This is a genomic window from Halorussus litoreus (assembly GCF_003382685.1).
Classification (GTDB): domain Archaea; phylum Halobacteriota; class Halobacteria; order Halobacteriales; family Haladaptataceae; genus Halorussus; species Halorussus litoreus.
Genome location: NZ_KZ859504.1, coordinates 136945 through 159785, shown reverse-complemented (window position 1 = coordinate 159785; position 22841 = coordinate 136945). Strand labels below are relative to the sequence as shown.

19 protein-coding genes are annotated in these 22841 nt (G+C 67.5%); 7 read left to right on the top strand and 12 right to left on the bottom strand.

The features are described from left to right. Positions 1 to 216 precede the first annotated feature (216 nt). Positions 217 to 807 carry a metallophosphoesterase family protein gene (locus tag DPQ64_RS01380; RefSeq protein WP_115862563.1) on the top strand — a complete coding sequence of 197 codons (591 nt, stop codon included), beginning with the start codon at positions 217 to 219 and terminating at the stop codon, positions 805 to 807. Here DPQ64_RS01380 and DPQ64_RS01375 read toward each other — a convergent pair. From DPQ64_RS01375 to DPQ64_RS01350, 6 genes are all read right to left on the bottom strand, one after another. Next, entirely contained in the window at positions 764 to 2122 is a 1359-nt protein-coding gene (locus DPQ64_RS01375) for a TIGR00341 family protein (protein WP_115862562.1), read from the bottom strand. The two genes, DPQ64_RS01380 and DPQ64_RS01375, sit on opposite strands and share 44 nt — an antisense overlap. A 152-nt stretch (positions 2123 to 2274) precedes the next feature. Next, positions 2275 to 2793, bottom strand: coding sequence for an SHOCT domain-containing protein (locus DPQ64_RS01370; RefSeq protein WP_115862561.1), 519 nt, complete (start codon positions 2791 to 2793; stop codon positions 2275 to 2277). A gap of 45 nt (positions 2794 to 2838) precedes the next feature. Beyond that, positions 2839 to 3606 carry an SIMPL domain-containing protein gene (locus DPQ64_RS01365; RefSeq protein WP_115862560.1) on the bottom strand — a complete coding sequence of 256 codons (768 nt, stop codon included), beginning with the start codon at positions 3604 to 3606 and terminating at the stop codon, positions 2839 to 2841. A gap of 116 nt (positions 3607 to 3722) precedes the next feature. After that, complete coding sequence (locus DPQ64_RS01360) at positions 3723 to 5027, bottom strand: TIGR00341 family protein (RefSeq protein WP_115862559.1); 1305 nt, start codon at positions 5025 to 5027, stop codon at positions 3723 to 3725. 193 nt (positions 5028 to 5220) lie between these two features. Then, the gene (locus DPQ64_RS01355) at positions 5221 to 5418 is read right to left on the bottom strand and encodes a hypothetical protein (protein WP_115862558.1); all 198 of its coding nucleotides are present in this window, start codon (positions 5416 to 5418) and stop codon (positions 5221 to 5223) included. Between the two features lie 443 nt (positions 5419 to 5861). Then, positions 5862 to 6365 (bottom strand): FlaD/FlaE family flagellar protein, encoded by a 504-nt coding sequence (locus tag DPQ64_RS01350; protein ID WP_232820450.1) that lies wholly within the window; start codon positions 6363 to 6365, stop codon positions 5862 to 5864. A 151-nt stretch (positions 6366 to 6516) separates the two neighbouring features. On the opposite strand from DPQ64_RS01350, the gene DPQ64_RS01345 reads away from it, so the two are divergent. Then, the gene (locus DPQ64_RS01345) at positions 6517 to 7998 is read left to right on the top strand and encodes an MATE family efflux transporter (RefSeq protein ID WP_303645976.1); all 1482 of its coding nucleotides are present in this window, start codon (positions 6517 to 6519) and stop codon (positions 7996 to 7998) included. A gap of 4 nt (positions 7999 to 8002) precedes the next feature. Here DPQ64_RS01345 and DPQ64_RS18505 read toward each other — a convergent pair whose 3' ends face one another. From DPQ64_RS18505 to DPQ64_RS01325, 5 genes are all read right to left on the bottom strand, one after another. Continuing rightward, positions 8003 to 8365, bottom strand: coding sequence for a hypothetical protein (locus DPQ64_RS18505; RefSeq protein ID WP_157971548.1), 363 nt, complete (start codon positions 8363 to 8365; stop codon positions 8003 to 8005). A 49-nt stretch (positions 8366 to 8414) separates the two neighbouring features. Next, on the bottom strand, positions 8415 to 9416 hold the full coding sequence (locus DPQ64_RS01340; protein ID WP_115862556.1) for an ornithine cyclodeaminase family protein: 1002 nt from the start codon (positions 9414 to 9416) through the stop codon (positions 8415 to 8417). Between the two features lie 338 nt (positions 9417 to 9754). After that, entirely contained in the window at positions 9755 to 10846 is a 1092-nt protein-coding gene (locus tag DPQ64_RS01335) for an aminopeptidase (protein ID WP_115862555.1), read from the bottom strand. A 2-nt stretch (positions 10847 to 10848) separates the two neighbouring features. Further along, on the bottom strand, positions 10849 to 11754 hold the full coding sequence (gene map, locus DPQ64_RS01330) for a type II methionyl aminopeptidase (RefSeq protein ID WP_115862554.1): 906 nt from the start codon (positions 11752 to 11754) through the stop codon (positions 10849 to 10851). A 313-nt stretch (positions 11755 to 12067) separates the two neighbouring features. Continuing rightward, complete coding sequence (locus DPQ64_RS01325; protein ID WP_115862553.1) at positions 12068 to 14764, bottom strand: valine--tRNA ligase; 2697 nt, start codon at positions 14762 to 14764, stop codon at positions 12068 to 12070. A gap of 778 nt (positions 14765 to 15542) precedes the next feature. On the opposite strand from DPQ64_RS01325, the gene DPQ64_RS01320 reads away from it, so the two are divergent. The 4 genes from DPQ64_RS01320 to DPQ64_RS01305 all read left to right on the top strand — a co-directional run bounded on the left by DPQ64_RS01320 (position 15543) and on the right by DPQ64_RS01305 (position 18943). Next, a complete protein-coding gene (locus DPQ64_RS01320; protein ID WP_115862552.1) occupies positions 15543 to 16214 on the top strand; it encodes a potassium channel family protein in 672 nt (223 codons plus the stop codon). A 727-nt stretch (positions 16215 to 16941) separates the two neighbouring features. After that, complete coding sequence (locus DPQ64_RS01315) at positions 16942 to 17808, top strand: dihydrodipicolinate synthase family protein (RefSeq protein ID WP_115862570.1); 867 nt, start codon at positions 16942 to 16944, stop codon at positions 17806 to 17808. Between the two features lie 212 nt (positions 17809 to 18020). Next, on the top strand, positions 18021 to 18329 hold the full coding sequence (locus DPQ64_RS01310; RefSeq protein WP_115862569.1) for a hypothetical protein: 309 nt from the start codon (positions 18021 to 18023) through the stop codon (positions 18327 to 18329). A 2-nt stretch (positions 18330 to 18331) separates the two neighbouring features. Beyond that, positions 18332 to 18943, top strand: a complete 612-nt coding sequence (locus DPQ64_RS01305; RefSeq protein ID WP_198661964.1) for a hypothetical protein — start codon at positions 18332 to 18334, stop codon at positions 18941 to 18943. A gap of 28 nt (positions 18944 to 18971) precedes the next feature. Here the strand turns inward: DPQ64_RS01305 and DPQ64_RS01300 are convergent, their stop codons facing one another. Next, positions 18972 to 20171: a carboxylate--amine ligase gene (locus DPQ64_RS01300; RefSeq protein WP_115862551.1), complete on the bottom strand. Its 1200-nt coding sequence runs from the start codon at positions 20169 to 20171 to the stop codon at positions 18972 to 18974. A 220-nt stretch (positions 20172 to 20391) separates the two neighbouring features. On the opposite strand from DPQ64_RS01300, the gene DPQ64_RS01295 reads away from it, so the two are divergent. Then, the gene (locus DPQ64_RS01295; RefSeq protein ID WP_232820449.1) at positions 20392 to 22758 is read left to right on the top strand and encodes an ATP-dependent DNA helicase; all 2367 of its coding nucleotides are present in this window, start codon (positions 20392 to 20394) and stop codon (positions 22756 to 22758) included. Positions 22759 to 22841: the final 83 nt, after the last annotated feature.

Below are 22841 nucleotides of genomic sequence, written 5' to 3'. Positions count from 1 at the left end.
GGCGGCGCAGCGGCCGCTGCGCCGCCGACCCCGGCCGCGACCAGCAGTGCGCCCAGCAGTACGGCTATCGTCTTCGTGTTGTCTGGTAGCATTCCCCTTGTCCCCCACGGACGCACGGTGGCGTTCGGGAAAAGGTCACCGCCAAACCGGAACCGGGACAATCTCATCGTCACCGATGTCCTCCACTTTTTCCCGCGGGGCATCGAACGCTGGCGCATGGCCCGAATCGCCGTCGTCAGCGACACGCACGTACCATCTCGCGCGGACAGACTCCCGGAGTGGGTCGCCGACCGCGTCCGTGACGCCGACCACACCATCCACGCGGGCGACTTCGACGACGCCGACGCCTACGAGACGGTGGCCGACCTCGCGGGGGAGCAGTTCACCGCGGTCGCGGGCAACATGGACCCCGCGGAACTCGACCTGCCGGAGGTCGCCACCGTGACGGTCGAGGGCGTCACCATCGTCGTGATCCACGGCACCGCCACCTCGGGCGAGGAGTACGTGGCGACCATCACGGAGGCCATCGAGGCAGAACTCGACGGCGGGGAACGTAAGGACGGCGGAACTGCAATCGCGGTCGCCGGACACACCCACGAACTCGTCGACGACGAGATAGCCGGCGTGCGCTTCCTGAATCCGGGGAGCGCGACCGGCGCGTCGCCGGCCGAGACGGCGACGATGCTGGAGGTCGAGGTCGCGGCTGGCGATGGCGCAGGCGGGGAGGTCGCGGGCGGTGAGGTCACGGACGGCGACGTAACCGTCACGGCGTTCGAGGACGGCGAAGAGATCGAGATTGACGGGTAAATCGCGGAGAGACGCGCGCTTCGGACCCAGACGACTCCGCGACGTTGTAGTCGACGAAGCGAACCCGGAGCGCGGGGTTCTGACCGGTTTCGGCGGCGACGCGTCGCTGGAGCCGGTTCGCCAGCTCCGGATACTCCCGGTCGGAGGTCCGACTGATGGTGACGGTGATTGTTTCGGGCTCGAACAGGTCGGCCGTGAAGCCGTACTGGATGGACGTCTGGACGAACGTGAGATTCGCGTACGCCTGATCGTCGAGGACGGAGGCGACCTCCTGATTGACAGTCTGCTCGTAGGTGATCTGCTGGTAGGTGGCGGCCGCCGCACCGCCGACGACGAGCAGTAGCGCCAGCACAGACGCCGCGAACAGCGCGGTACTCGTGGACTCGCGAGGGTTCCACAGCTTCCGGTCGAACCCGCCCGGCCGGTAGTCGAGGTACCACAGCGTCCCGAACGCCGCGACGTTGATCCCGATGATGGAGGTCAGAAGGAGCAACAGCGAGCCGACGGCGATGATGGGGAACCCCCAGACCACGGCGATGCCGGTGGCCGACGCGGCCGGGATGAGCGCCGCGGCGATCATCACGCCGATGAGCGAGGTCGGTCCCTTCGTCGACAGGCCGAACGCCGAGGCGCTCCCCGCGGCGAGGCCGACCACCACCGTGAGCAGACTCGGCGCGACTCTGGAGCTGATCTGGCCGAGTGCGGTGATTTCCAGTTCCGGAGGAACGAGCGACAGCGTCCTGAGCAGGTAGCCGAACGCGACCGCGCTCGCGATAGCGACGACGATGCCGACCGCCTGCAGCCAGATGCTGTCTCTGAGCATCTCCCGGTCACCCGTGACCGCGCCGACCGCCGCGGTGAGCACCGGGCCGACGAACGGCGCGATGACCATCGACCCGACCACGACCGCCGGCGAGTCGACGAGCAGGCCCGCGGTGGCGATGATGGCGCTCAGGAAGATCATCCAGACGAACGAGGTCTTGTCCCGCGCCATGTCCTGGGCCTTCGACCGGAGTTCCCGCACCGTGAGCGGGTCGAAGTCGTCGGCGTAGCGGTTCTCCAGCGCCTCCATGTTCGGCGTGGAGGCGGTTTCGGCGTTGCCGATGACGGTGTAGCGCTCCTCGTCGACGCCCGCCTCGCGGAGCGCGTCCATCGCGTCGCCGACGCCGTCGGTCGGCAACGGGAACTCGACGAGCAGGTCGCCGTCCGTTCGATCCTCGGCGTCGAGGACGGCGTAGTCGATGTCCTTGGCGTCGAGTGCGCCGAGGACCGGGTCGCGCTGCTCGGCCGGTATCACGACGTGGATGAGTCGCACACGGGAGCCACGTCACACCGACGCAAAAGCGTTCAGGCCGCGGTTCCCGCCGGATCCGACCGGAACGCGGCCCGAACGCCGCCGCCGAACCGCGGTCGAGACGGCGGTCGAGTTCGGTCCTCGTGGGACCAGTGCGGTTCGAGGGCGCGAAATCAGTTCCGTTCGGGTTCGCGCGTTCGACCGAGTCGGTCGGTCGACCGTCGGGACGAGTCGAGCGCCGCGTCGAGGCCGAGCAGATCGTCGAGCCTCCGCTCGAACTCGTCCTTCGAGATCTCCCCCGACGCGTACCGGCGCTTCAACACGGCCACGGCGTCGTCCGAATCGCCGGCGCTGTCGGCGTCGCGGGCGAAGTCTCTCGCTCGTGACGTGCGGCCCTCGGGGTACGCGCTCGGTGACTCGACGTTCCCGATGAGCGAGAGATACACCGGCCAGAGCGCGACCAACGAGAGTCCCACGGCCGCGAGACCGCCGCCAGCCATGGCGAGCGCGAGGATCGGCCAGAAGGGGAGCGCTACCGCGACGACCCAGATGGTCAGCGTCAGCGCCGTGCCGCCGACCGACCCGGCGACCGCAGCGAGAAGGAGGCGACCGAGCGTGCCGTCGGGCGTGTAGTGCTCGACGAGTTCGTGCCACGGGTGGAGACCCGATCCGGAGAGTCGAGGACCGTCCATGTGATGACGTGTTGCCCGACCCGTAAAATCAATTCTGGTAGGTTTCTACCTCGTCGCGTTGTACGTCACGTCGACCTGCGCGGTGACGGTCACCGGGCCGGACTCGATGTTCGTCGGAGCCCGGCCGCCGGCGGCGTCGGCCTGAAGCGTCTCGGCCCTGACCGGGCTGAAGCTCAGGTCGCCGGTCGAGGCCGAGCGGACGCCAGAGACGGTGAGGTCCGCGCTCTCGGCGATGACCTCGGCGTTCCCGCGGGCGTTCTCCATCGCGTCGCGGAGCGCGTCGGCCCGGACCTCGCGGCGGCGCTCCTCCGAGAGGGTGAGTTCGACGCGCTCGACCCTGTCGGCCCCGTTCGCCACCGCGGCGTCGACGACCGACCCGACCTCGCTCACGTTCGACAGCGTCACCTCGAACGCGTGGACCCCCTGGAACCCGTCGGGGACGCGCTCGCCGTTCCGCTCGCGGTAGTCCTGGTCGATGGCGTAGTTGACCGTCCGGATGCTGTCGTCGTCGATCCCGATCTCCGCGAGCGCCTCGCGCATCTGCGAGGCGTTCTCGGCCAGCGACTCTCGAACCACGTTGGCGTCGTCGGCTCGGGCGAGGACCGAGACCTGTACGAGCGCCTGATCCGGCTCGGCCGCGGCCTGCCCGGTCGCCACCACGCCGATGGTCGAGCCGCCCCCGTCGTTCGACCCCGGTGCCTGCGTCGTCTCCTCCTGTGCGCCCGCCGCGTCGGTCGGTGCGAAGCCCCCCACGCAGCCCGCCGTCGCCAGCAGGAGCGCGACCCCAATCACTGGTAGTATCCTGTTTGACATCGCGAAATCGGTACGACGCGGGTCGACAAAAAGGTCTCTGTGGGTGAAATCGCGATTTGAGTCACGCGTCGCGTTCAGCTTTCGCCCCGGCCCGTTCAGATTCCGCCCCGGCCCGTTCAGCTTTCGCCTTCGACCGTCTCGTACTCCACGAACCGGACCTGCACCGAGACCGCCCCGTCCGCGTTGCGGTTGACGCGCTCGCTCACCCGGTCCGCGAGCCCGGAGTACTCCGCACCGGGCGGGCGTCCCACCGTGACGACGACGCGGTCAGACTGGTCGAACGGGAGGGTTCCGCGCTGCTCGAACGCCATGTCGAACAGCACCGCGTTCTCGTACTCACCGGTCCCGAGCAGGCTCTTTACGTCCTGCTCGGCCTGATTCTGGAACGTCGCGTTCTGGACCGTGGTGTAGGTGACGCCGCCGAGAAACACCGAGAGGACGGCGATTGCGAGGAGGAGGACGCCCGCGCGCTTGATGAGGGTCGATCGAGTTTCGTTCAACTGGAACCAGCTCTTCGGCTGGTAGCCGAGATACCAGAGGACGGCCAGTCCCGAGAGGTTGATCGAGAGGAGGTTCACGAGGACGAGCACGAGCGAACTGACCGCCGCCATCGGCTCGCCCCACGCGACCGCGACGCCCACCGCGGCGGCGGGCGGCACCAGCGCCGCGGCGATCATCACGCCGACCAGCGCGACCGAGACGCCCGACGCGAGGCTCAACACGCCCGCCGCGCCCGCGCCGAGCGCGACGACCAGCGAGAGGAAGTCGGGCGTGAGTCGCCCGCTCACCTGCGAGATGGCCGTCACGTCGGTCCACGGCGGAACGAGGTAGCCGTACCGCACCGCGAGCGCGAACAGGGTCGCAGCCCCGATGGCGGTGGCTCCGCCGACGAACTGGAGCTTCACGCCCTCGCGGAACAGTTCGCGGTCGCTGAGCACGGTGCCGACGCTCGCGCTCATCGCGGGGCCGATGAGCGGCGCGATGACCATCGACCCGACCACGACCGCCGGCGAGTCGAGCAACAGCCCTGCGGTGGCGACCACGGCGCTGATGATCGTCATCGCCAGATACGTCCGCAACTCCGGCACCATCTCGCGCGCTTTCGTGGTGATCTCCTCGCGGGCGATCTGCTCGGACGTGCTGTCGTCCTCGGCGTAGCGCTTCTCCAGCTCCTCGAACCGGCGGGAGGTGTCGGTCTCGGCGTCGATGATGACCGCGTGGGAGTCGTCGCCGAGGCCGGCCTCCCGTAGCTGGTCCAGTATCGGCTGGACCGCGCTGGTCGGCAGCGGGAAGTACGCGATGGCGGTGAACTCCCGGCCGCTGGTCTCGTCGGTCAGCATGTAGTCGATCCCCTCCGATTCGAGCACCTCGCTGACCGCCTGCTGCTTGCCCGCTGGGATGGAGATCTGCACGAGCCGCATGTCTCCGGGGTGGGACGGGAAGGATAAATAAGCCGTGCCACGCCGCGGCGAGAGCGCGGACGAGGGAACTGTCCGCAAGAGCGAGGATAGGAGGGCTCGGTGGAAGCGAGAGGATAGAAGGCCTCGGTTGGAGCGAGAGGATAGAAGGCCTCGGTCGGAGTGAGAGGATACACGGTCGTGGCGAAAGCGGTGCTCACTCCGGCTCGCCCAAGCCCCGCTGGAGGACGTACACCGCGAGTCCGGCGACGACGAGCAGCCCGGAGAACAGCGCCCACGCCACCGGCCAGCGCTCGCCGCGCCGCTTCGCGTCCCAGTAGACGTAGACGGCTATCGGCACCCCGAACACGGCCACGATGAGCGCGATGCGGGCGAACGCGATGTTGAACTCCATAGTCGGCAGTTACGAGCTTCGGCGCAAATTTCTTGCTTCCGAACACGTTCGGACGCCGGGGGTCTCGGAGACGGTGACGGCTCGACATCGGGTGCGCTCAGTCTGAGATTCCAGACCGGCGCGCGCGAGCAACGCGTGTGAGGGCTGAGCACCGCAGCGAAGCGAGGAGCGCAAGCGGTTGGGGAGGACGAGGTTGCGGTGCCGGGCGGTGCTGTGCGGTTACTCCCATGCTCAAGCAGTAGCTAGCTTCGTGAGTCACGCTACGTCCGTCAGAGCGACGGAGAGGCTAGCTACTGCCGAGGCACATGAATCGCCGCAACCTCACACCTCACCAGCCTCCTCGGTCACTCGCGCGTGTTGGTCGCGCGCCGGGGATTAGAAGCTCGGAGTCTACGAAAAACTGAAAATCGCTGTTTCAATTATTCAAGGATTGGGTGAAACCGTCACACCGATGCCAACCGGGCGATGTACACCAGACTCGTGACGTGGTCGTCCACGTCGAGGTCGGCCGGGCCGGGCTTGTCGGGGTCGAAGCTCTCGACCTCCGAGAATCCGCGCATATACTCGCGGAGGTCCTCCCGGACCGGGCCCGCGATCCAGTCGACCTCGACGTAGTAGTCCAGCGCGTTGCCCGTGTTCTCGAACCCGGACTTATTGATGAGCAGGTCGAGCCACTCGAAGACGACGACCTCCGCGGCGTAGCGGTCGGGCAGGCTGGCGAGATACGGCCGCTCCGGCAGCGCGCCCACCGAGGCCAGCTGGCTCTGGAGCCGGACGAGTTCGTCGCGCTGTTCGTGGCGCAGGACCTCGTCGGGGTCGGCGGGCAGGTCGGCCTCGTCGAACGTCTCGGGCGTCTCGCGGTTCGGGTCCGCGAGGCGGCGCAACTCGCTCAGGTCGTAGTCTCCGGGCGTCGGCGGCATGGTCGAGTACGTGGGGCTAACTCGCACGCACCATTTAAGTTTTCTTGCCTCCGGGGCAGCGGTGAAACCCCGCCGATCCGGCGGGCGACGCGGCCCCTCGCGGGGCAAATCGCCCGGCTTCGACGGTGACGCCGCCAACCCGCAAGCTTCAAACTTCCGACCTTCGTTCCGAAGTAGTATGGGTGGCGTCGAGGACTCTATCACAGAAGGTGGGCTGGTTCGTCCGATGTTCCGGCTAGCGTGGCCCATCGTCGTCATCCAGCTGCTGCAGGTCACGTACAACATCGCCGACACTTTCTGGCTCGGGCGGCTGTCGGCCGACGCGGTGGGCGCGATCAGCCTCGCCTTCCCGCTCATCTTCCTGCTCATCTCCATCGCGGGCGGGTTCACCACGGCGGGGTCGATCCTCGTCGCGCAGTACACCGGCGCGGACAGCGAGGGGTCGGCCGGGACGGTCGCGGGCCAGATCCTGTCGTTCGTCTCGCTGCTCGCGGTGATGCTGGGCGCTGTCGGCTACGTCGCCACCGAGCCGATGCTCGCCGCGCTGCCGAGTCAGGGCCAGACCGCCGCGCAGGTCGTCCCGCTGGCGGCCGACTACATGGAGGTGTTCTTCCTCGGACTGCCGTTCCTGTTCGGCTTCTTCGTGTTCAGTTCGCTGATGCGGGGGTACGGCGACACCCGGACCCCGATGCGCGTGATGGTTGTCAGCGTCGCGCTCAACGTGGTGCTCGACCCGCTGCTCATCTTCGGCGTCGGTCCCGTGCCCGCGCTGGGAATCGGCAGCGAACTCGTCCCCGCGATGGGCATCGAGGGCGCGGCGCTGGCGACCATCATCTCGCGAGGCGTCGCGAGCCTACTGGGCTTCTACGTCCTGTTCGTGAGCCGCTTCGGGCCGAACGTGCGCCCGTCGGACCTCCGGCCCGATCTGGGACACATCCGGAAGATCGTCCGCATCGGCGTCCCGTCGACGCTCGAACAGTCGATGAGCGCGCTGGCGATGATCACCCTGACCGCGCTGGTTGTCCAGTTCGCGCCGCCGGTGGTGTCGGCGTACGGCCTCGGCAACCGGCTCGCCTCGCTCGTCTTCCTCCCGGCGATGGGGCTCGGCCGCGCGACCAACACGATGGTCGGCCAGAACCTCGGCGCGAACAACGCCGACCGCGCGGAGCGGGCGGCGTGGATCGCCGCGAAAGTCGGCGCGGGTGTGATGTTCGCGGTCGCAGTCGTCGCGGCGCTGTTCCCCGAACCCATCGTCTCGGTGTTCATGGCGACCGGGACGGACGCGGCCGCCCAGACGGTCGAACACGGCGCGGAGTACCTCCGCATCCGGTCGGTCGAGTTCACCTTCATGGCTATCCTGCAGGTGATGCTCGGCGCGTATCGCGGCGCTGGCAACACCAAGACCGCGATGGGATTCTCCATCGTCGCGCTCTGGCTCGGCCGCGTGCCCACCGTCTACGGCCTCGCGTTCGTCGCCGGCTGGGGCCCGACCGGCATCTGGGTCGGGATGGCGCTGGGCAACGTCCTCGGAGCCATCGCGGCCGCGCTGTGGTTCACCCGCGGCACGTGGAAGGAGACGGTTATCGAGGAGGAGCAGGAGTCCCCGATTCCTAAGACGGCCGACGTTTCGGACGCGTCCGGCACCTCCGACGAAAAGTGAGAAGTTACAGTTCTCGGCTTGCTGTGATGGACAGCGAGAGTATTGATCCTCGCGTTACGAGTTCATAGGGCGTGTTGTTCTCGTCCGGGTCTTGATTGACCCAGAACGCCTCCGGAACAGGATGGTCTCCCATACCGTCTCTCTTTTCAGGCATCAAAAGGTACCTTCCACCTTGAGACCCTTCGGCGTACACCCGATAGTAACCGTCTTCTATCGCTGTCTCGACGACTTTGTGCGAACCTTCTCGGCCCGTGCTGGTTTCGTACTCTATCTGATCTCCCGGGTGAAGTCTTCGAAGGAGCCGCTTGAGCTGTTCCGTATCAGAGTCTATCGCAGAGGTCGTCGAATCGACTGAGCCACTCGACATATCAGATTTACCGGACCCACGGTACAAAAATGTATTTTCGAGGGAATAGCTACAGCCCCACGTCAATCCCGATTCCTCGCGACTCGGCTTGCTCGTACACGTGCTCGGCACTCGCGGCGTCCAGCACCGCAGTCCCGACGCTCTCCACGACGATAATCTCGTCCGCCGATTCTCTGCCCGCGCGGCCCTCCAGCACCTCCGAGAATGGAGTCAGGTCCTGTTGCTCGACTCCCGACTCCAGCACGTCGCCGATTTCGGCGACCTCCGCGGGCACGTCCGCGAACGTGCGCGCCGCGCGGGCGAACGTCTTCGAGTCCACCTCGCGCAGCTCCGCGGAGTAGGCCCCGACCGCGACGACCAGCGTTCCGGGGTCGAGCGCCGCGCCGGGGAACACCGGCTCCGTGGCGGTCGTCGCGGTGACGACCACGTTCGCGCCTGAGACGGCCTCCTCGGGGGAATCGGCCGGCTCGACCGCGTCGGCTGGCAGACCCAGTTCCTCGCGAAGGTCCGTGGCGCAGGCCGCCTTCGAGTCGCTCGGCGAGAAGACCCGCACCGATTCGAGGTCCGTCGCGGCCGCGATGGCGCGGGCCTGCCAGCGGGCCTGCGTGCCCGCGCCGAGAATTCCGAGCGCGACCGGCGACTCGTCGGCGAGTTCGGTCGCCGCGAGGCCGCCGATGCAGCCCGTGCGAGCGTTGGTGATCCGCGTCCCGGCCATGTAGCTAGCTGGAAGCCCCGTCTCGGCCTTCATCAGCGCGATCTGGGCGTTGACGGTCGGCAGGCCGCGCTCGGCGTTGCCCTCGTGGACCCCGACGAGCTTCGTCGCGTAGTGGTCGGCCCCGTGGACGTACGCCGGCATCACGAGCCCGGTGCCGTGGGGTCCGTCGGCCGAGTTGCCCGTCCCGTCGAGGCCAGCGCCGACCGGGAAGTGCGGGCGGTCGGGACGCTCGACTTCGCCCCGGCCCTGCTTGACGAACGCCTCGCGGACCACCGCCAGCAGGTCGGCGAGGTCGAGGCAGTCGGCCACCGCGTCGTCCGAGAGTACGCGAACCATGCCCGAGAGTTCGGCTATCCGGACGTAAGCGTTTTCCCGCGGAGAGAGCCGGACGATTTGTGCCGGGCTTCCGCTTGCCACTGATTGTCCCGCCCTCTGGGAGCGAGCGCGACCGAGACGCGGCGCGCCGCGTCTCGGTCGCGCTCGCTCGCAGAAAGAAGCTGGACTGAAAAGCACCGAAAAGCGCTCTCTTCCCCTTAGAATCCGACTTCCCACCGGAACGTCCCGTCGCGCTGGACGACCTGCGCCCACCTTTTATCTCGTTCGCGCGGCCGAGATGCGGAGCATCTCGGCCGCACTCACTCCTAAAAGCTGGACCAAAAGGCGCTCGATTCCCCTTAGAATCCGTCTTCCCACCGGAACGTCCCGTTGCGCTGGACGATTTCGCCGTCGATCTCCAGTCGTGAGTCCTCGCTCACGTCCGTGATCATGTCGACGTGGACCGCGCTCTGGTTGCCCTCCTCGCCCTCGGGCAGACAGGAGTCGTACGCTCGACCCACGGCGAGATGGATCGTGTCGCCCATCTTCTCGTCGAACAGGATGGAGTCGGTAAAGCGGTCGATTCCGCGGTTCATCCCGATGCCGAGTTCGCCGAGGCGGCGCGCGCCCTCGTCGGTCGCGAAGACGTCGTCGAGCGCGTCCTCACCGACTTCCGCCGACCAGTCCACGACCGCGCCGTCCTCGAAGGTGAGGTGAACGTCCCGGATGCGCGCGCCCTCGTGGGTCATCGGCACGTCGAAGTACACCTCGCCCTCCGGGTTCTCGGGCGCGGTGAACACCTCGCCGCTCGGCAGATTGTGCGAGTCGTAGGCGACCGACGCCGCGCTGTTGACCGCGGTCCTGTTCTCGATGGACATCGTGAGATCGGTGTCCGCCTTGACGAGCCGGACCTCGCTGCCCTCGTCGAGCAGGTCCTTCATCCGGGCCATCTCGTCGGCGAGGCGCTCCCAGTCGCGCAGGACCGCGTCGTACACGAAGTCCCGGTACTCCGCGATGCCCATGCCCGCCTGCTGGGCCTGCGCCCGCGTGGGGTGGATCGTCGACACCCAGTCGGTGTCCATCCGAAGCTCCCGGATGCCGGTGCGGGACTTCCGGTATGCGGCGCGCTTGTCGCCCGGCACCGCGCCGCGCTCGGCGACGTTGCGCGTGCCCCCGAGCGACAGCACCACGTCGGCGCGTTCGAGCATCTCGGCCTCGAAGTCGGGGTCCCGATCGAACTCCCCGTCGTGGGCTCGGACGAACGCCGACTCGATCTCGTCGGCGACGTACGTCGCGAGCATGTTCGCGCCGCGCTCGCCGAGCGCTTCGGCGACCGCGACCGCGAGGTCGTGGGCACCCTCGTCGACCCTGACCACCACGTCGTCGCCCGCGTCGACGCGGGCGCTCCAGTCGACCAGCACCTCGGCGTGGTCGCGGACTCGCGGGTCCATGGTTAGAAGATGCCCTCGGTCGTGACCTCGCAACCGTCCTCGGTCACGATGAGCGTGTGCTCGGCCTGACTCACGAGCACGCCGTCGTCCTCCTTGAGCACCGGGTGACCCTCGACGACGCCCTGGCGTTCGAGCCGCCGGAGCAGCATCTCCGCCCGGTCGTCGTCCAGCCACCGCACCGCGAATGGGAGCTGGCCGAAGTCCGCCTCGATATCCTCCAGCAGCTGACGGGCCTGCCGGTTCCGGACCGACCGGCCGCCGCTTCCCGAGAGTTCGTAGATCTGGGCGTCGTTGCCCTCGCCGACCTTCCCCTGGCCGGTGGTAGCGAACGGCTCGACCGCGAGCACGTCGCCGACCTCCAGTTCGATGCCGGTGTCGACCCCGCGGTTCGGCACGCTCGGCCCGGTGTGGGCGTCGTACTGGTCGACGCCGTGGCCCGAGAGGTTGAGGATGGGGGTGTACCCCCGGCCGCGGACCGCGTCCTCGATGGCCCGGCCGACCTCGCCGGTGTGGACGCCCGCCGCGATGGTATCTACTGCGGCGTCGAGCGCCTCCTCGGCGGCCGCCACGAGGTCCGGGGTGTCCGTGAGGTCGATGGTCGTCGCCGCGTCGGCGATCCAGCCGTCGACGTGGACGCCGACGTCGAGACACACCATCTCCTCGCCGAACTCGGTGTCGTCGTCACGCGCGGGCGTGGCGTGGGAGGCCTCCTCGTCGACGCTGATGTTGACCGGGAAGGCGCACTCGCCGCCCAGCTCGCGGATGCGCTCCTCGGCGAACTCGGCGACTTCGAGCTGGCTCGCGCCGACCTCGACGCGCTCGCTCGCCTCGTTCATCACCGTCGAGAGGATGTCGCCGGCCTCTCGGTACTTCTCGTATCGGGGGTCGTCCAGCGTCTCGTCCGTCATGGTTCCTACTACGGAGCGGGAGGGGTTTATGTATTGTCAGTCCGCGACGGCGACACCGTCTCCGGGATGCGCTTGGTGACATCTCCTTCCGGGTGGGACTGAAAGGGGCCGGTCGCTACGCGAACCCCGGCGACGCAAGCAACGCAGGTGAGGGAACGTCGTGACCGAGCCGAGGAGCACCGCGAGTCGCGGGAGCGTAGCGACCGTGGCTTTCGAAGAAGACGTTGACCCGGTTACAATCACGACGAGGACCGCGAACGGGCACCCCATATCGTCGAAGAGGGGACGCCGTAAACGCGAGAAAGCCGTTATGTCAGGGGAACACCAGCACTGTCGCGTCGTCGGTCTCGATGACCTCGACCTCCTCGCCGCTCTCGGCGCGGTACTCCTCCTCGATCTCGACGGCCTCACCCTCGATGGTGACCTCCTCGCCGCCGACCTCCAGCGTGATCTCGCCCTCGATCTCCTTCTGGTTCTTTAACTGATTGAAGTCCGCCGACTCCAGCGCCCCCACGACCTGCCCGGCTTTGTCGCGGAACTGCGGGCCGATGACGCTGTGGTCGGGGTCGACGCCGACCGGCACGAGTTCGACGTTCGGGCGGCCCTCCTCGGGGTACACCGGCGCGTTGACGGCCTCGCTCAGGTCGTAGGTGTCCCAGCCGCGGCCCAGCTCCGAGTACACCTCGACGCGGTCGAGGTCGGCGTTGAGCGCCATCCCGGCGTCGGACTTCCACGCGCGGATCTCGCTGGCGACCTCGGCGATGAGGTCGCCCTTCTGCTCGGCCGTTGCTCCTTCGGCGTCGCGAACGTCGGCGGCGTCGGCCCCGAACTCGACCTCGGGCCACGACGCCACGTGGACGCTGCCTTCGGTGCCGGGCAGATGGTCGTACACCTCCTCGGTGAAGTGGGGCGAGAACGGCGCGAGCATCCGGATGGACGCCGAGACCGCGGTGTAGAGCGCGTGGCGCGCAGCGTTGCGCTCGCCGGGCCGACCCTCGTAGAGGCGGCCCTTCACGAGTTCGAGGTAGTCGTCCGCGAGGTCGTTCCAGACGAACTCCCGGAGGCGGCGGAGCGCCGAGTCGAAGCGGTAGGCCTCCATGTCGGCCTCGACCGCCTCGGCCGTCCGGGAGAGCTTCGTGAGGATCCACTCGTCGGCGTCCCGATACGCGGGCGCACCCATCTCCGGGGTGTCCTCGTCGAAGTGCTCGGCCGAGAACTGGAAGATGTTCCAGAACTTGGTGACGAAGCGCGACGAGGACTTGACCTCCTTCCACTGGAACTGGATGTCGCTACCGGGCTGGCCGCCGAGCGCGAGGGCTTGGCGGACCGCGTCGGCGCTGTACTCCTCGATGGCCTCCTCCGGCCCGACCGCGTTGCCCCGCGACTTGCTCATCTTGTTGCCGTCCTCGCCGAACACCATGCCGTTGACCAGCGACTCCTCCCACGGAATCTCGTCTTCGAGCGCGGTGACCCGGAGCAGGGTGTAGAACGCCCACGTCCGGATGATGTCGTGGCCCTGCTCACGGAGCGTGGTCGGCGTGAACTCCCCGTCGGGCCAGCCCTGAACGTGCATGGGGGAGATCGACGAGTCCATCCACGTGTCCATCACGTCGGTCTCGCCCTCCCAGTCGCTCGCCCCGCACTCGGGACAGTCGCCGATTGCGGGGTCCTGCTCGGTCGGGTCGAGCGGGAGCTCGTCGATGCTGGCGACGTGGACGTGCTCGCAGTCGTCGTTCCCACAGAACCACGCCGGGATGGGCGTGGCGAACACGCGTTGGCGGGAGATGACCCAGTCCCACTCCATCCCCTCGGTCCAGTCGACGAGCCGGTCGTACATGTGGTCGGGGATCCAGTCGACCTGCTCGGCCTTCTCGAGGATCTCGTCCTGGCGAACCTCCACGAACCACTGCTCCTTGCTGAGGATCTCGATGGGCGTGTCGCAGCGCCAGCACGCGCCGACCGACTGATCGGTGGGCTCGGTGTCGCCGAGGTAGCCCGCCTCGTCGAGGTCGTCGGCGATGGTCTTCTTGGCCTCCTCGATGGTCAGGCCCGCGTACTCGCCCGCGAGATCGCCGAGGTGGCCGTCCTCGGTGAAGACGGGCCGCAGATCGAGGTCGTGCTCGGCCCACCAGTCGACGTCCTGCTTGTCGCCGAACGTGCAGATCATCACCGCACCGGTGCCGAAGTCGCCGTCCACGTCGTCGTCGGCGAGGAGTTCGATCTCCTGGCCGAACAGCGGGACCTCGAAGGTGTCGCCGATGCGCTCGGCGTAGCGCTCGTCGTCGGGGTCGACCGCCATGCCGACGCACGCCGCGAGCAGTTCGGGCCGGGTCGTGGCGATCTCGATGTCGTCGTTGCCGACGCCCGGGAACGTGACGTAGTGGAGCGTCCCCTCGCGGTCGACGTTCTCGACCTCCGCGTCGGCGATGGCGGTCTCGCAGCGCGGACACCAGTTGACGGGGTGCTCGTCGCGGTAGACGTAGCTCTCGTCCTCGTCGCCCGCTGCCATCTCGACGAACGAGCGCTGGGTCTTGGCCCAGTAGTCGGCGTCCATCGTCCGGTACTCCGCGCTCCAGTCCTGCGAGAACCCCAGCGACTGCATCGTCTCCTTCATCCCGTCGATGCGGTCCTCGGTGTACTCGACGCAGAGCTCTCGGAACTCCTCGCGGGGCACGTCGGTCCGGTGGATATCCTCCTCCTCCTCGACCTTCACCTCGGTCGGGAGGCCGTGGCAGTCCCAGCCCTGCGGGAACAGCACGTCGTCACCGACCAGTCGGTGGAATCGCGCGGCGAAGTCCATGTAGCTCCAGCCCAGCGCGTGGCCGAGGTGGAGCTGGCCGGTGGGGTACGGCGGCGGGGTGTCGATCACGTAGTCGGTGTTGCTGTCGGTGTCGCCGTCAGCGCCGGTGCCGGAGTCACCGTCGTGCTGGTACACGCCGGACTGTCGCCACTCGTCTTGCCACTTCGGTTCGGCCGTCTCGGGGTCGTAGCTATCAGGAACGTCGGTCATGGTGTAGCGATGGCTGACGCTGTCGGTCGGGAGAGAGTCCGATCAGAAAGACGCGTCGCTGCGCTGGGCAGTTCAACGTACTACCGACGCAGTCAGCCTCATACCTCATCGAAACAGACGGGTACTGATAAAGGTTCTCGTCTGTGTGAACGCTTCGGGGCTAGAAATGGAGGTGTTTCTCGGATGACGCGCCACTTTTCGGTAGGTACGGTAGTTGTACAACTTCTCGCGGCGCGCGCGTTACTCGCGCAAGGGACGAGCATCGCAGGCCGTAGGCCGAGAAGCGCAGGAGGCTGGGGAGGACGAGGCGCGGTCGCGGTCACGCCTAGGCTCAAGCAGTAGCTAGCCCGAATACTCTCGAAACAGCAGAGAACGACACTGTGAAGCGGACTATAGCTTGAGCCTAGGCGTCACCGCAACCGTACAGCACCGCAACCCCAACAGCACAGCACGGGCCTCAGACCTCCCTAGCCTCCTGCGGTCCTCACTCTGCTTCGCTCCGTTGCGGTCCTCGTCCACCGGAAGACGGTCCTGCTCGTCGCTGCGCTCCTGCGCGGGCTGCGTCTTCCGAGCCTGCGCTCGGTTCACTCGCGCAGACCTCGCGCGATTTGGCGCGACACGAGGTCGCGCCTGCACGCGCCGGGTCAGTCGACGATCCAGTCCGAGCGAAGTTGGAAGAACAGACTGACGCAGGACGGGGAAGGGCACAACCCAACACACAACATCCAAAACCGAATCGACGCCAACCCTTTTGGTCCCGCTCGGACTACGTAGTTCCATGCGATTTGTTATCGTGGGTGCAGGCCGGGTCGGCCTGCGCACCGCCCGCATCCTGCAGGAGGAGGGCCACGAGGTTACCCTCGTGGAGAACCAGTCCGAGAAGGCCAAGAGAGCGCGGTCCGAGGGATTCGTGGTGATCGAAGGCGACGGAGCCAGCGAGGAGGTGCTGGAACAGGCCGACCCCGGGACCGCCGACGCGGTCGGCGGGCTGACCGGCGACCTCAACGTCAACTTCGCGGCGTGCATGCTCGGCAAGCACCACGGCGCGCGCACCGTCCTGCGCATCGACGAGGACTATCGCGAAGACATCTACCACAAGTTCGCCGACGACGTGGACGAGGTGGTCTACCCCGAGCGCCTCGGCGCGGCGGGCGCGAAGACCGCGCTGCTCGGCGGCGACTTCAACGTGATCGCCGACCTGACCGAGGAGCTCCAGCTCACCACCGTGGTCGTCTCCGAGGACTCGCCGGTCATCGGCCAACAGGTCCGAAGCGTCGACCTCACCGAGGACGCCCGCATCTACGCCCACGGCCACGGCCGCGAGCGCATGACCATCCCGCTCCCGAACGCGACCGTCGAGGGCGGCGACCGACTCGCCGTGATCGCCGAGCGCGACGCGGTCGCGGGCGTCCGCGAGCAGTTGCAGGGCGAAAAAGCGTCCGCGGAGTAGCACCGAGACTGCGAGAGCAAAACGCGTCGAGTACGAAAACGGGAGGGCAGGGGCAGCGCGGGGTATGGTTGGCGTCACGGAGACGAGAACTTTCGTGGGAGGGTTGGTGACACAGTGGCGAGAGGCCAGCTCGCCGCCAGAGCCTCCGGCACCGTCGAGACGCCGACCGGGAGACTGCTGCACGCTTGCGCCCGAGCCGCCGGACGCGTCAACTCCTATGGCGGATTCGGACTTTGTTATGTGTGGACTGTAGTCCCGTACGAACGGGCTCGCGACCGCACGGTGTCGCTCAAGCGTCGCCTGTCGACCGAGTAATCGGGACCTACTGCGAGGGTTTGTGCAAGAATCCGGGACGAACAGGGGAGAGGCGGAACGGGAGGGCTGACGGGCGAAATGCCCGAGGCGGGGACCGCCGGGCGGTCGGACGGACGAGGAACGCGAACCCGAACGCGGGAGTCCAGCCACCGGGAGCCGACCGGGAGTTCGGCCCCGGAAGGGTGGGAGTGGGGAGAGGGTGGTGTGCCGGGCGCGCGGTGTGGGAGGATGGGGAGAGAGCCCGTGGATGCGCGCCCAGTCGGCGATGTGAACGGGAGCGACTTAAAAGTACGTCAGACGAAAGTCGGCCACTGCGTGCTGACGGACCTGCCGCCACCGCACGCGGATTCCCCGCGAACTCCCGCTTGCCGGGTCGCCTACATTGAAGGCCGAGCGAACCGACGAGGTGGACATGAACGGAACCGGCGTGCCGCTGATCACGCCCTTCGACGAGGACGGGGATCTCGACGCCGACTCGCTCCGCGAACTGGTCGCGTGGATCGAGGACGGCGGCGTCGACTTCATCGTCCCCTGCGGGTCGAACAGCGAGGCCGAGCTCATGGGCGTCGAGGAGCGCGCCCGAGTCGTCGAGATCGTGGCCGACGAGGCCGACGTCCCCGTGATGGCCGGCACCGGACATCCGGGACTCCGGGAGACGCTCCGCCAGACCGACCTCGCGGCCGAGGCGGGCGCGGACGCCGCGCTGGTGGTGACGCCGTTCTACTACGGCCACGACGACGACGCGCTCGAAGCCTACTACCGCGAGGTGGCCGACGAGAGCCCGATTCCGATATACCTCTACAGCGTGCCCGCCTACACCCACGTGACGCTCTCGCCCGAGGTCGTCGGTCGGCTCGCGAGCCACGACAACGTCGCCGGGATGAAGGATTCGAGCGGCGACCTCGAAGCGTTCCAGCGCGAGCGCGCCCGCACAGCCGACGCGGACTTCGACCTGCTCGTCGGCAGCGGGAGCGTCTACGCCCACGCGCTGGCTGCGGGCGCGGACGGCGGGATTCTGGGACTGGCGAACGTCGCGCCCGAGCGCGCCAGCGAAATCCTCGCGCTCCACCGGGCGGGCAAGGACGAGCAGGCGCGACGGCTGAACGCCGAACTGGTGGAGCTGAACCGCGCGGTGACCGCGCGGTACGGCGTGCCGGGAGCGAAGGCCGCGATGCGCGAGCGCGGCGTGCCGGCGGGCTACGCCCGGAAACCGCACCGACCAGTGAACGAGGACGTTCGAGCCGAAATCGCGGAGCTGGTCGCCGAGGCCGCGCCGTAGCGCGGTCGCTGACGTTTTTTCGAGCTACGTGCGCGGGTGAGTTGGCGCGCAGAACTGCGCGCCAACTCACCCGCGCAGGAATTATCAGACGAGTCGGCGATTCGATGGTTGGTGTCTCGGATTCAAGTGTTGTATCTCCGATTCGAAAGTTGTGATGACACGGATGGCTCGTCACAACATCTATGGTCGTAGAGAACGAATCTGGCAACAAGATGACGACCAACAACGACAAGATCCAGTTCCGGGGGAAGGTCGAAAAGGAGGCGACACAGGTCGTCGATCAGTTGCGTCTCGGAGGTATCAACACCAGTGAACTCGCCCGGCGAGGCCTACAGGAGAAGCTCAGAGAAACCCTCTCGGAGGAAGAAAAGATCACCCTACACCGGCAGTACGAGCAGGGAGAGCTCTCCGAAGAGGTCGCGGAGATCCTGATCGGCGATGCCTTGGAGGAGATCGCCCGCGAGCGGGAGGCCTTCGAAGAGGCTGCGGAACTCGATAGGAGCGGGGTCTTCCAGCAGTAGAGATGGTGGACGACGACGTACGTCACCCGGTTATCGTCGACACAGACGCGTTGATCAGCGTCGCGAACACCGAACTCTGGCCTCGAATTACTGATAAGCTACAGTTGACGACGACCAACGTCTGTTATCACGAACTCGAACGACACATTCGAGAGAACTCGGAGTACGCGCCAGATGGGACGAGGGAGAGATGGCTTCAACATGGGAGCAAAATCGCACTCGAACCGTTCGAAGATGACGAGAACGAATCGTTCACGACGGTTCCCTGCGTTCCTCGACCACACGGGGAGGACGCTGGCGAGAAGTCGGTTCGGACCGAGATCGAACAGGACACCGAACTGTACCGGTTCGCGATTCTGATGGACAAACACGGCCGTCGTTCCATCAATCGAGTGTTCGACAGGGCAGACGGTACACCCGGGAAGGCCGTCGCCCCCACGTTTTTGCTGTATCTGCTACTGGATGAAGGAGAGTGTACTGTCGCGGAGTTCTGTCGGGCTTGCGGCGACCTACTCCATGGCGAAGGCTGGACTGGGCACCAAGCTGTTCAGGCGGCGTGGGAAGCGATACCCGTCGACTGCTCAGAATACCTCTCGGACGATCTGCTTCCGTAAGCTAATCAGTCGTCGCGAAAACCGCAGCTCAGCGACCGATGGGGAGCGTCCGGAGCACGCCGTGGACGAACGGCCGCGGGTCGTCGAGCCGGAGGAAGTCGAACCGTGGCTGTCGACACACCGACTCGCAGATCTCCAACGCGGTCCAGGCGAGGCTCGGGCGCTCGACGAACGGCGACTCGTCGCTGAGCACGCTCGCGAGGTAGCCGAGTTCGCCGTACAGCAGGTGGCTCCCGACGCCGAGGTCGAAGTCGGGGTCGATCTCGTCGGTCCGACCCTGCGACTGGAGCCAGTAGTAGTGGGGGAAGTCCGCGCCCGCCCACACCGTCGAGGGCAGGGACTGCCACATCCGGGGGTTGATCTCGGTCAGGACGTACTCGCCGGTGTCGGCGTGCTCCATGTACTCGATGCAGGCCAGCCCGTGCCAGTCGAGTTCGTCGAGCAGGTCGGTGGCGACCCGTTCGAGCTCCGGGTCGTACATCGATTCGCGGTAGACGCCGCCCCCGCCGGTGTAGGAGTTGCCGCGGATCTGGTGGTGTTGGAACGTCGCGACCGCCTCGCCGCGGTCGTACAGCGCGGCGAACATGTACTCCTCGTCGTAGGGCACGAACTCCTGGACGATGGGGACGTGGCGCATCTCGGCGACGAGTTGGTCGCGGTCGGGGATCTCGCCCGGCCGGTTGTGGGTCACGTCGTTGACCTCCTCGGCCTGACTCGGCGAGTGGGTGTCGACGTACTCGTCGGCCAGCAGGTTGTATCGGGACTTGACGATGTACTCGCCGTCCCAGTCCGCGATTTCGTCGAGCGTTCGCGTCTCGGGCACCGGCACGCCTGCCGCCTCGGCGGCTTCCGCCAGCTTCACCCGGTCGTGGACCCGCGCCAACGTGTCGATCTCGGGCACCTCGACCGCGAGGCGGTCGGCGAACTCCTCGCGGTACCGCGACAGCACGTAGGCGTCGTACTCCCGGATCGGGATCACTGTCCCGACGTCCCGGCGCTCGGCGAGCCGCAGGAGCGCGTCCTTGTAGGCCAGCAAGTTCTCCTCGGGGTCGGGGAGCGAGACGGTCTCGTCGCAGAACCGCGAGGCGAACGCGGGGACGTGGTCGTGCTCGGACGCCGCGACGGTGTGGATGCCGCGCCGGCTCAGCGACCGCAGACAGGGGTAGCTGTACGGCGCGACGCCCGTCGGGATCACGACGGACGGTGTGTCTTCTGTGGCCGTGGACATGTCGGTGCGTCCGCCCCCGACTCGCTTTAGTATGGGCCGGCAAACCCGAGGTGGAAGAGCGATAGGGCGCTCGTTCCGTCGCATAGGGACGGTTTACGGGAGCCGGATTCAGGCCGTACCGACACGTCTCCAATCGCGGGACGGCCTCCGATTCCGCAGGACGCCTTCGAATGTTGCGATTCCAAACGTTCAAACCCGATGGCGGGCTAAGTTCGGGCCAGTGACGGAACGCGAATCGTGGCGCGAGGTGTTCGGCCACGCCGACCCCTACGACGAGCAGGTCGACGGCATCGAGAGCGCCATCGACACCGCCGAGGACGGCGGGTTCGCGGTCGTGGAGGGGGCCTGCGGGACCGGCAAGACCATGCTCGCGCTGACCGCGGGCATCCACCTCGTCCGGGACCCCGACAGCCACTTCGAGCGCGTGGTCGTCCTCACCAGCGTCAAGCAGCAGCTCAAGCAGTTCGAGGCGGACCTGCGGACTATAAACGCCAACCTGCCCGACGACTGGAGCCCCGTGACCGGCCTCACGCTGGTCGGGAAGGCCGACGTCTGCCCGTACAACCGCGAGAACGCGGGCGCGATTAACGACGACAACGTGTACGAGCGCTGCGAGTCCCTGCGGGAGGACACCCGGGCCATCACGGGGGAAGCCGGCTCGACCACCGCGCAGAACCTCGTCTCGCGCGCCCGGAGCCAGCAAACCGGGCTCGCCGATTCGGGCGCGGGAGCCAGCGCTGCGAACTACCTCGAAACCGCGGGCGAGCCGACCCCGTACTCGCCCGACATGCCCGAGTACGACGACGTGGAGTACTGCCCGTTCTACGCCCAGTTCCTCGAAGATATGCCGGAAGACGGCGAGGCCGTCGAGGCGGTCCCGTTCGACTTCGACGACATGGGCCTCATCGACCCCGAGGAACTCGTCGCGCTGTCGGTCCAGCACGGCACCTGCCCGCACTCGATGATGGGTGCGATGCTGGGCCACGCCGAGGTCGTCGTCGGAAATTACTACCACGCGTTCGACCCCGTGACGACCGGCGGGTTCACCGGCGCGCTGCTCGACCGCTCGACCTTCGTGGTCTGCGACGAGGCCCACATGCTCGAACCCCGCGTGCGGGGCCTCGTGAGCGACGCGGTGGGCGACAAGACGCTCCAGGACGCCGAGTCGGAACTCACGCGGGTCATCCAGCCCGTCAAGTTCGACGACCGGGGGACGCGGGACGACCGGACCCACACCACCACGGACGCCGACCTCGTCCGCGGGGAACTCTCGGACAGCGACGTGAGCCTCTCGGAGATCGAGGAGGTCCGGGACTTCGTCCGAGACCTGCGCGAGGAACTGGACCGCAGAGTCACCGCGCACCTCGAACGCGAGCACCGCGGCTGGAAGTCGAACCTCCACGACCTACCCGACGACGAGATCCCGCTCCGGCCGCCGACCGAACCCCAGCGCGACGAGATCAGCGAGTGGGCCGAGGAGGCGGACTACCACGACGGCGTGTGGGCCCGCGCCGAGGCGGTGGGCTCGCTCGTCGCGCGCATCCTGAACGAGGCCGAGGACGAGGAGAAAGAGCGGGCAGCCCCCGCCGCAGGGAGAGTACTCGGCGCGTGGTACCGCAACGACCACGAGCACTACTTCAGGGAGATCGAACTCGAGCGCACGTGGAACGACCGCGAGCCCGACTCCTCGTGGCGGCGCGCGTACAACGCCAGCCTCGCGATGCAGAACTGCGTGCCCAGCGACGCCATCGGCGAGCGCCTCGACGACTTCGGCGGCGGCGTACTGATGAGCGCGACCCTCGAACCCATCGACGTGTTCGAGGAGGTGACCGGGCTGGAACACCTCCACGAGGAGAAGGGCCGCCCGGTCGTCGAGCGAACCTACGGCCTCAACTTCCCCGAGGCCAACCGCGAGAGCTTCGCGGTCGACGCGCCGAAGTTCACCTACGACAACCGGGGTAGCCCCGGAGACGACACCCAGACCCGCCGGATGCACGGCGACGCGCTCGCGGACGTGGCCTCGGAGACGCCCGGGAACGTGCTCGTGGGGATGCCAAACTACGCCGAGGCCGAGTGGGCGGCCGGGAGCCTGCGCGAGGACTCGCGAGTCGACAAGCCCGTGCTGCTCGACGAGAGCAGCGCCGACGACGTGACCGAGGACCTGAAAGCCGAGTTCTTCGGCGGCGAGGGGAAGGTGCTCGTCACGAGCCTCCGGGGCACCCTCACGGAGGGCGTCGACTACGAGGGCGACAAGCTCAGCGCCGCGGTGGTGTGTGGCGTCCCGATCATCAACACCGCCAGCCCGCGGACGAAGGCGGTCCGGACCGCCTACGACCGCGCGTTCGGCGACGGCTTCCAGTACGCGCTCACCGTCCCCGCTGTCAGGAAGGCACGACAGGCGCTCGGCCGGGTCATCCGCGGGCCGGAGGAGGTCGGCGTGCGCGTGCTGGTCGACTCGCGGTACGCCCGCAACTCGTGGGACAGCGTCCGCAAGTACTTCCCCGAGACCGAGCGCGAGGAGTTCCAGCCAGTGAGCCCGGACATGCTCTCGCTGGGGCTGGAGCGGTTCTGGCGCGGTCGGGAGTAGACGGCCCGCCGCCCCTGATTTCATTTTCACTTTCGCCCCGCCCTTGGCTCGCGTTTAACTCCGCGAGACGCCTACCGTCTCTC

What these genes read in the sequence shown, in the direction of transcription:
- DPQ64_RS01355 (WP_115862558.1), bottom strand. Translation starts at nt 5,418, where the DNA reads ATGGAGTTCAACATCGCGTTCGCCCGCATCGCGCTCATCGTGGCCGTG.
- DPQ64_RS01365 (WP_115862560.1), bottom strand. Translation starts at nt 3,606, where the DNA reads ATGTCAAACAGGATACTACCAGTGATTGGGGTCGCGCTCCTGCTGGCG.
- DPQ64_RS01370 (WP_115862561.1), bottom strand. Translation starts at nt 2,793, where the DNA reads ATGGACGGTCCTCGACTCTCCGGATCGGGTCTCCACCCGTGGCACGAA.
- map (WP_115862554.1), bottom strand. Translation starts at nt 11,754, where the DNA reads ATGACGGACGAGACGCTGGACGACCCCCGATACGAGAAGTACCGAGAG.
- DPQ64_RS01315 (WP_115862570.1), top strand. Translation starts at nt 16,942, where the DNA reads ATGAACGGAACCGGCGTGCCGCTGATCACGCCCTTCGACGAGGACGGG.
- DPQ64_RS01340 (WP_115862556.1), bottom strand. Translation starts at nt 9,416, where the DNA reads ATGGTTCGCGTACTCTCGGACGACGCGGTGGCCGACTGCCTCGACCTC.
- DPQ64_RS01310 (WP_115862569.1), top strand. Translation starts at nt 18,021, where the DNA reads ATGACGACCAACAACGACAAGATCCAGTTCCGGGGGAAGGTCGAAAAG.
- DPQ64_RS01335 (WP_115862555.1), bottom strand. Translation starts at nt 10,846, where the DNA reads ATGGACCCGCGAGTCCGCGACCACGCCGAGGTGCTGGTCGACTGGAGC.
- DPQ64_RS01345 (WP_303645976.1), top strand. Translation starts at nt 6,517, where the DNA reads ATGGGTGGCGTCGAGGACTCTATCACAGAAGGTGGGCTGGTTCGTCCG.
- DPQ64_RS01325 (WP_115862553.1), bottom strand. Translation starts at nt 14,764, where the DNA reads ATGACCGACGTTCCTGATAGCTACGACCCCGAGACGGCCGAACCGAAG.
- DPQ64_RS01305 (WP_198661964.1), top strand. Translation starts at nt 18,332, where the DNA reads ATGGTGGACGACGACGTACGTCACCCGGTTATCGTCGACACAGACGCG.
- DPQ64_RS01380 (WP_115862563.1), top strand. Translation starts at nt 217, where the DNA reads ATGGCCCGAATCGCCGTCGTCAGCGACACGCACGTACCATCTCGCGCG.
- DPQ64_RS01300 (WP_115862551.1), bottom strand. Translation starts at nt 20,171, where the DNA reads ATGTCCACGGCCACAGAAGACACACCGTCCGTCGTGATCCCGACGGGC.
- DPQ64_RS01320 (WP_115862552.1), top strand. Translation starts at nt 15,543, where the DNA reads ATGCGATTTGTTATCGTGGGTGCAGGCCGGGTCGGCCTGCGCACCGCC.
- DPQ64_RS18505 (WP_157971548.1), bottom strand. Translation starts at nt 8,365, where the DNA reads ATGTCGAGTGGCTCAGTCGATTCGACGACCTCTGCGATAGACTCTGAT.
- DPQ64_RS01360 (WP_115862559.1), bottom strand. Translation starts at nt 5,027, where the DNA reads ATGCGGCTCGTGCAGATCTCCATCCCAGCGGGCAAGCAGCAGGCGGTC.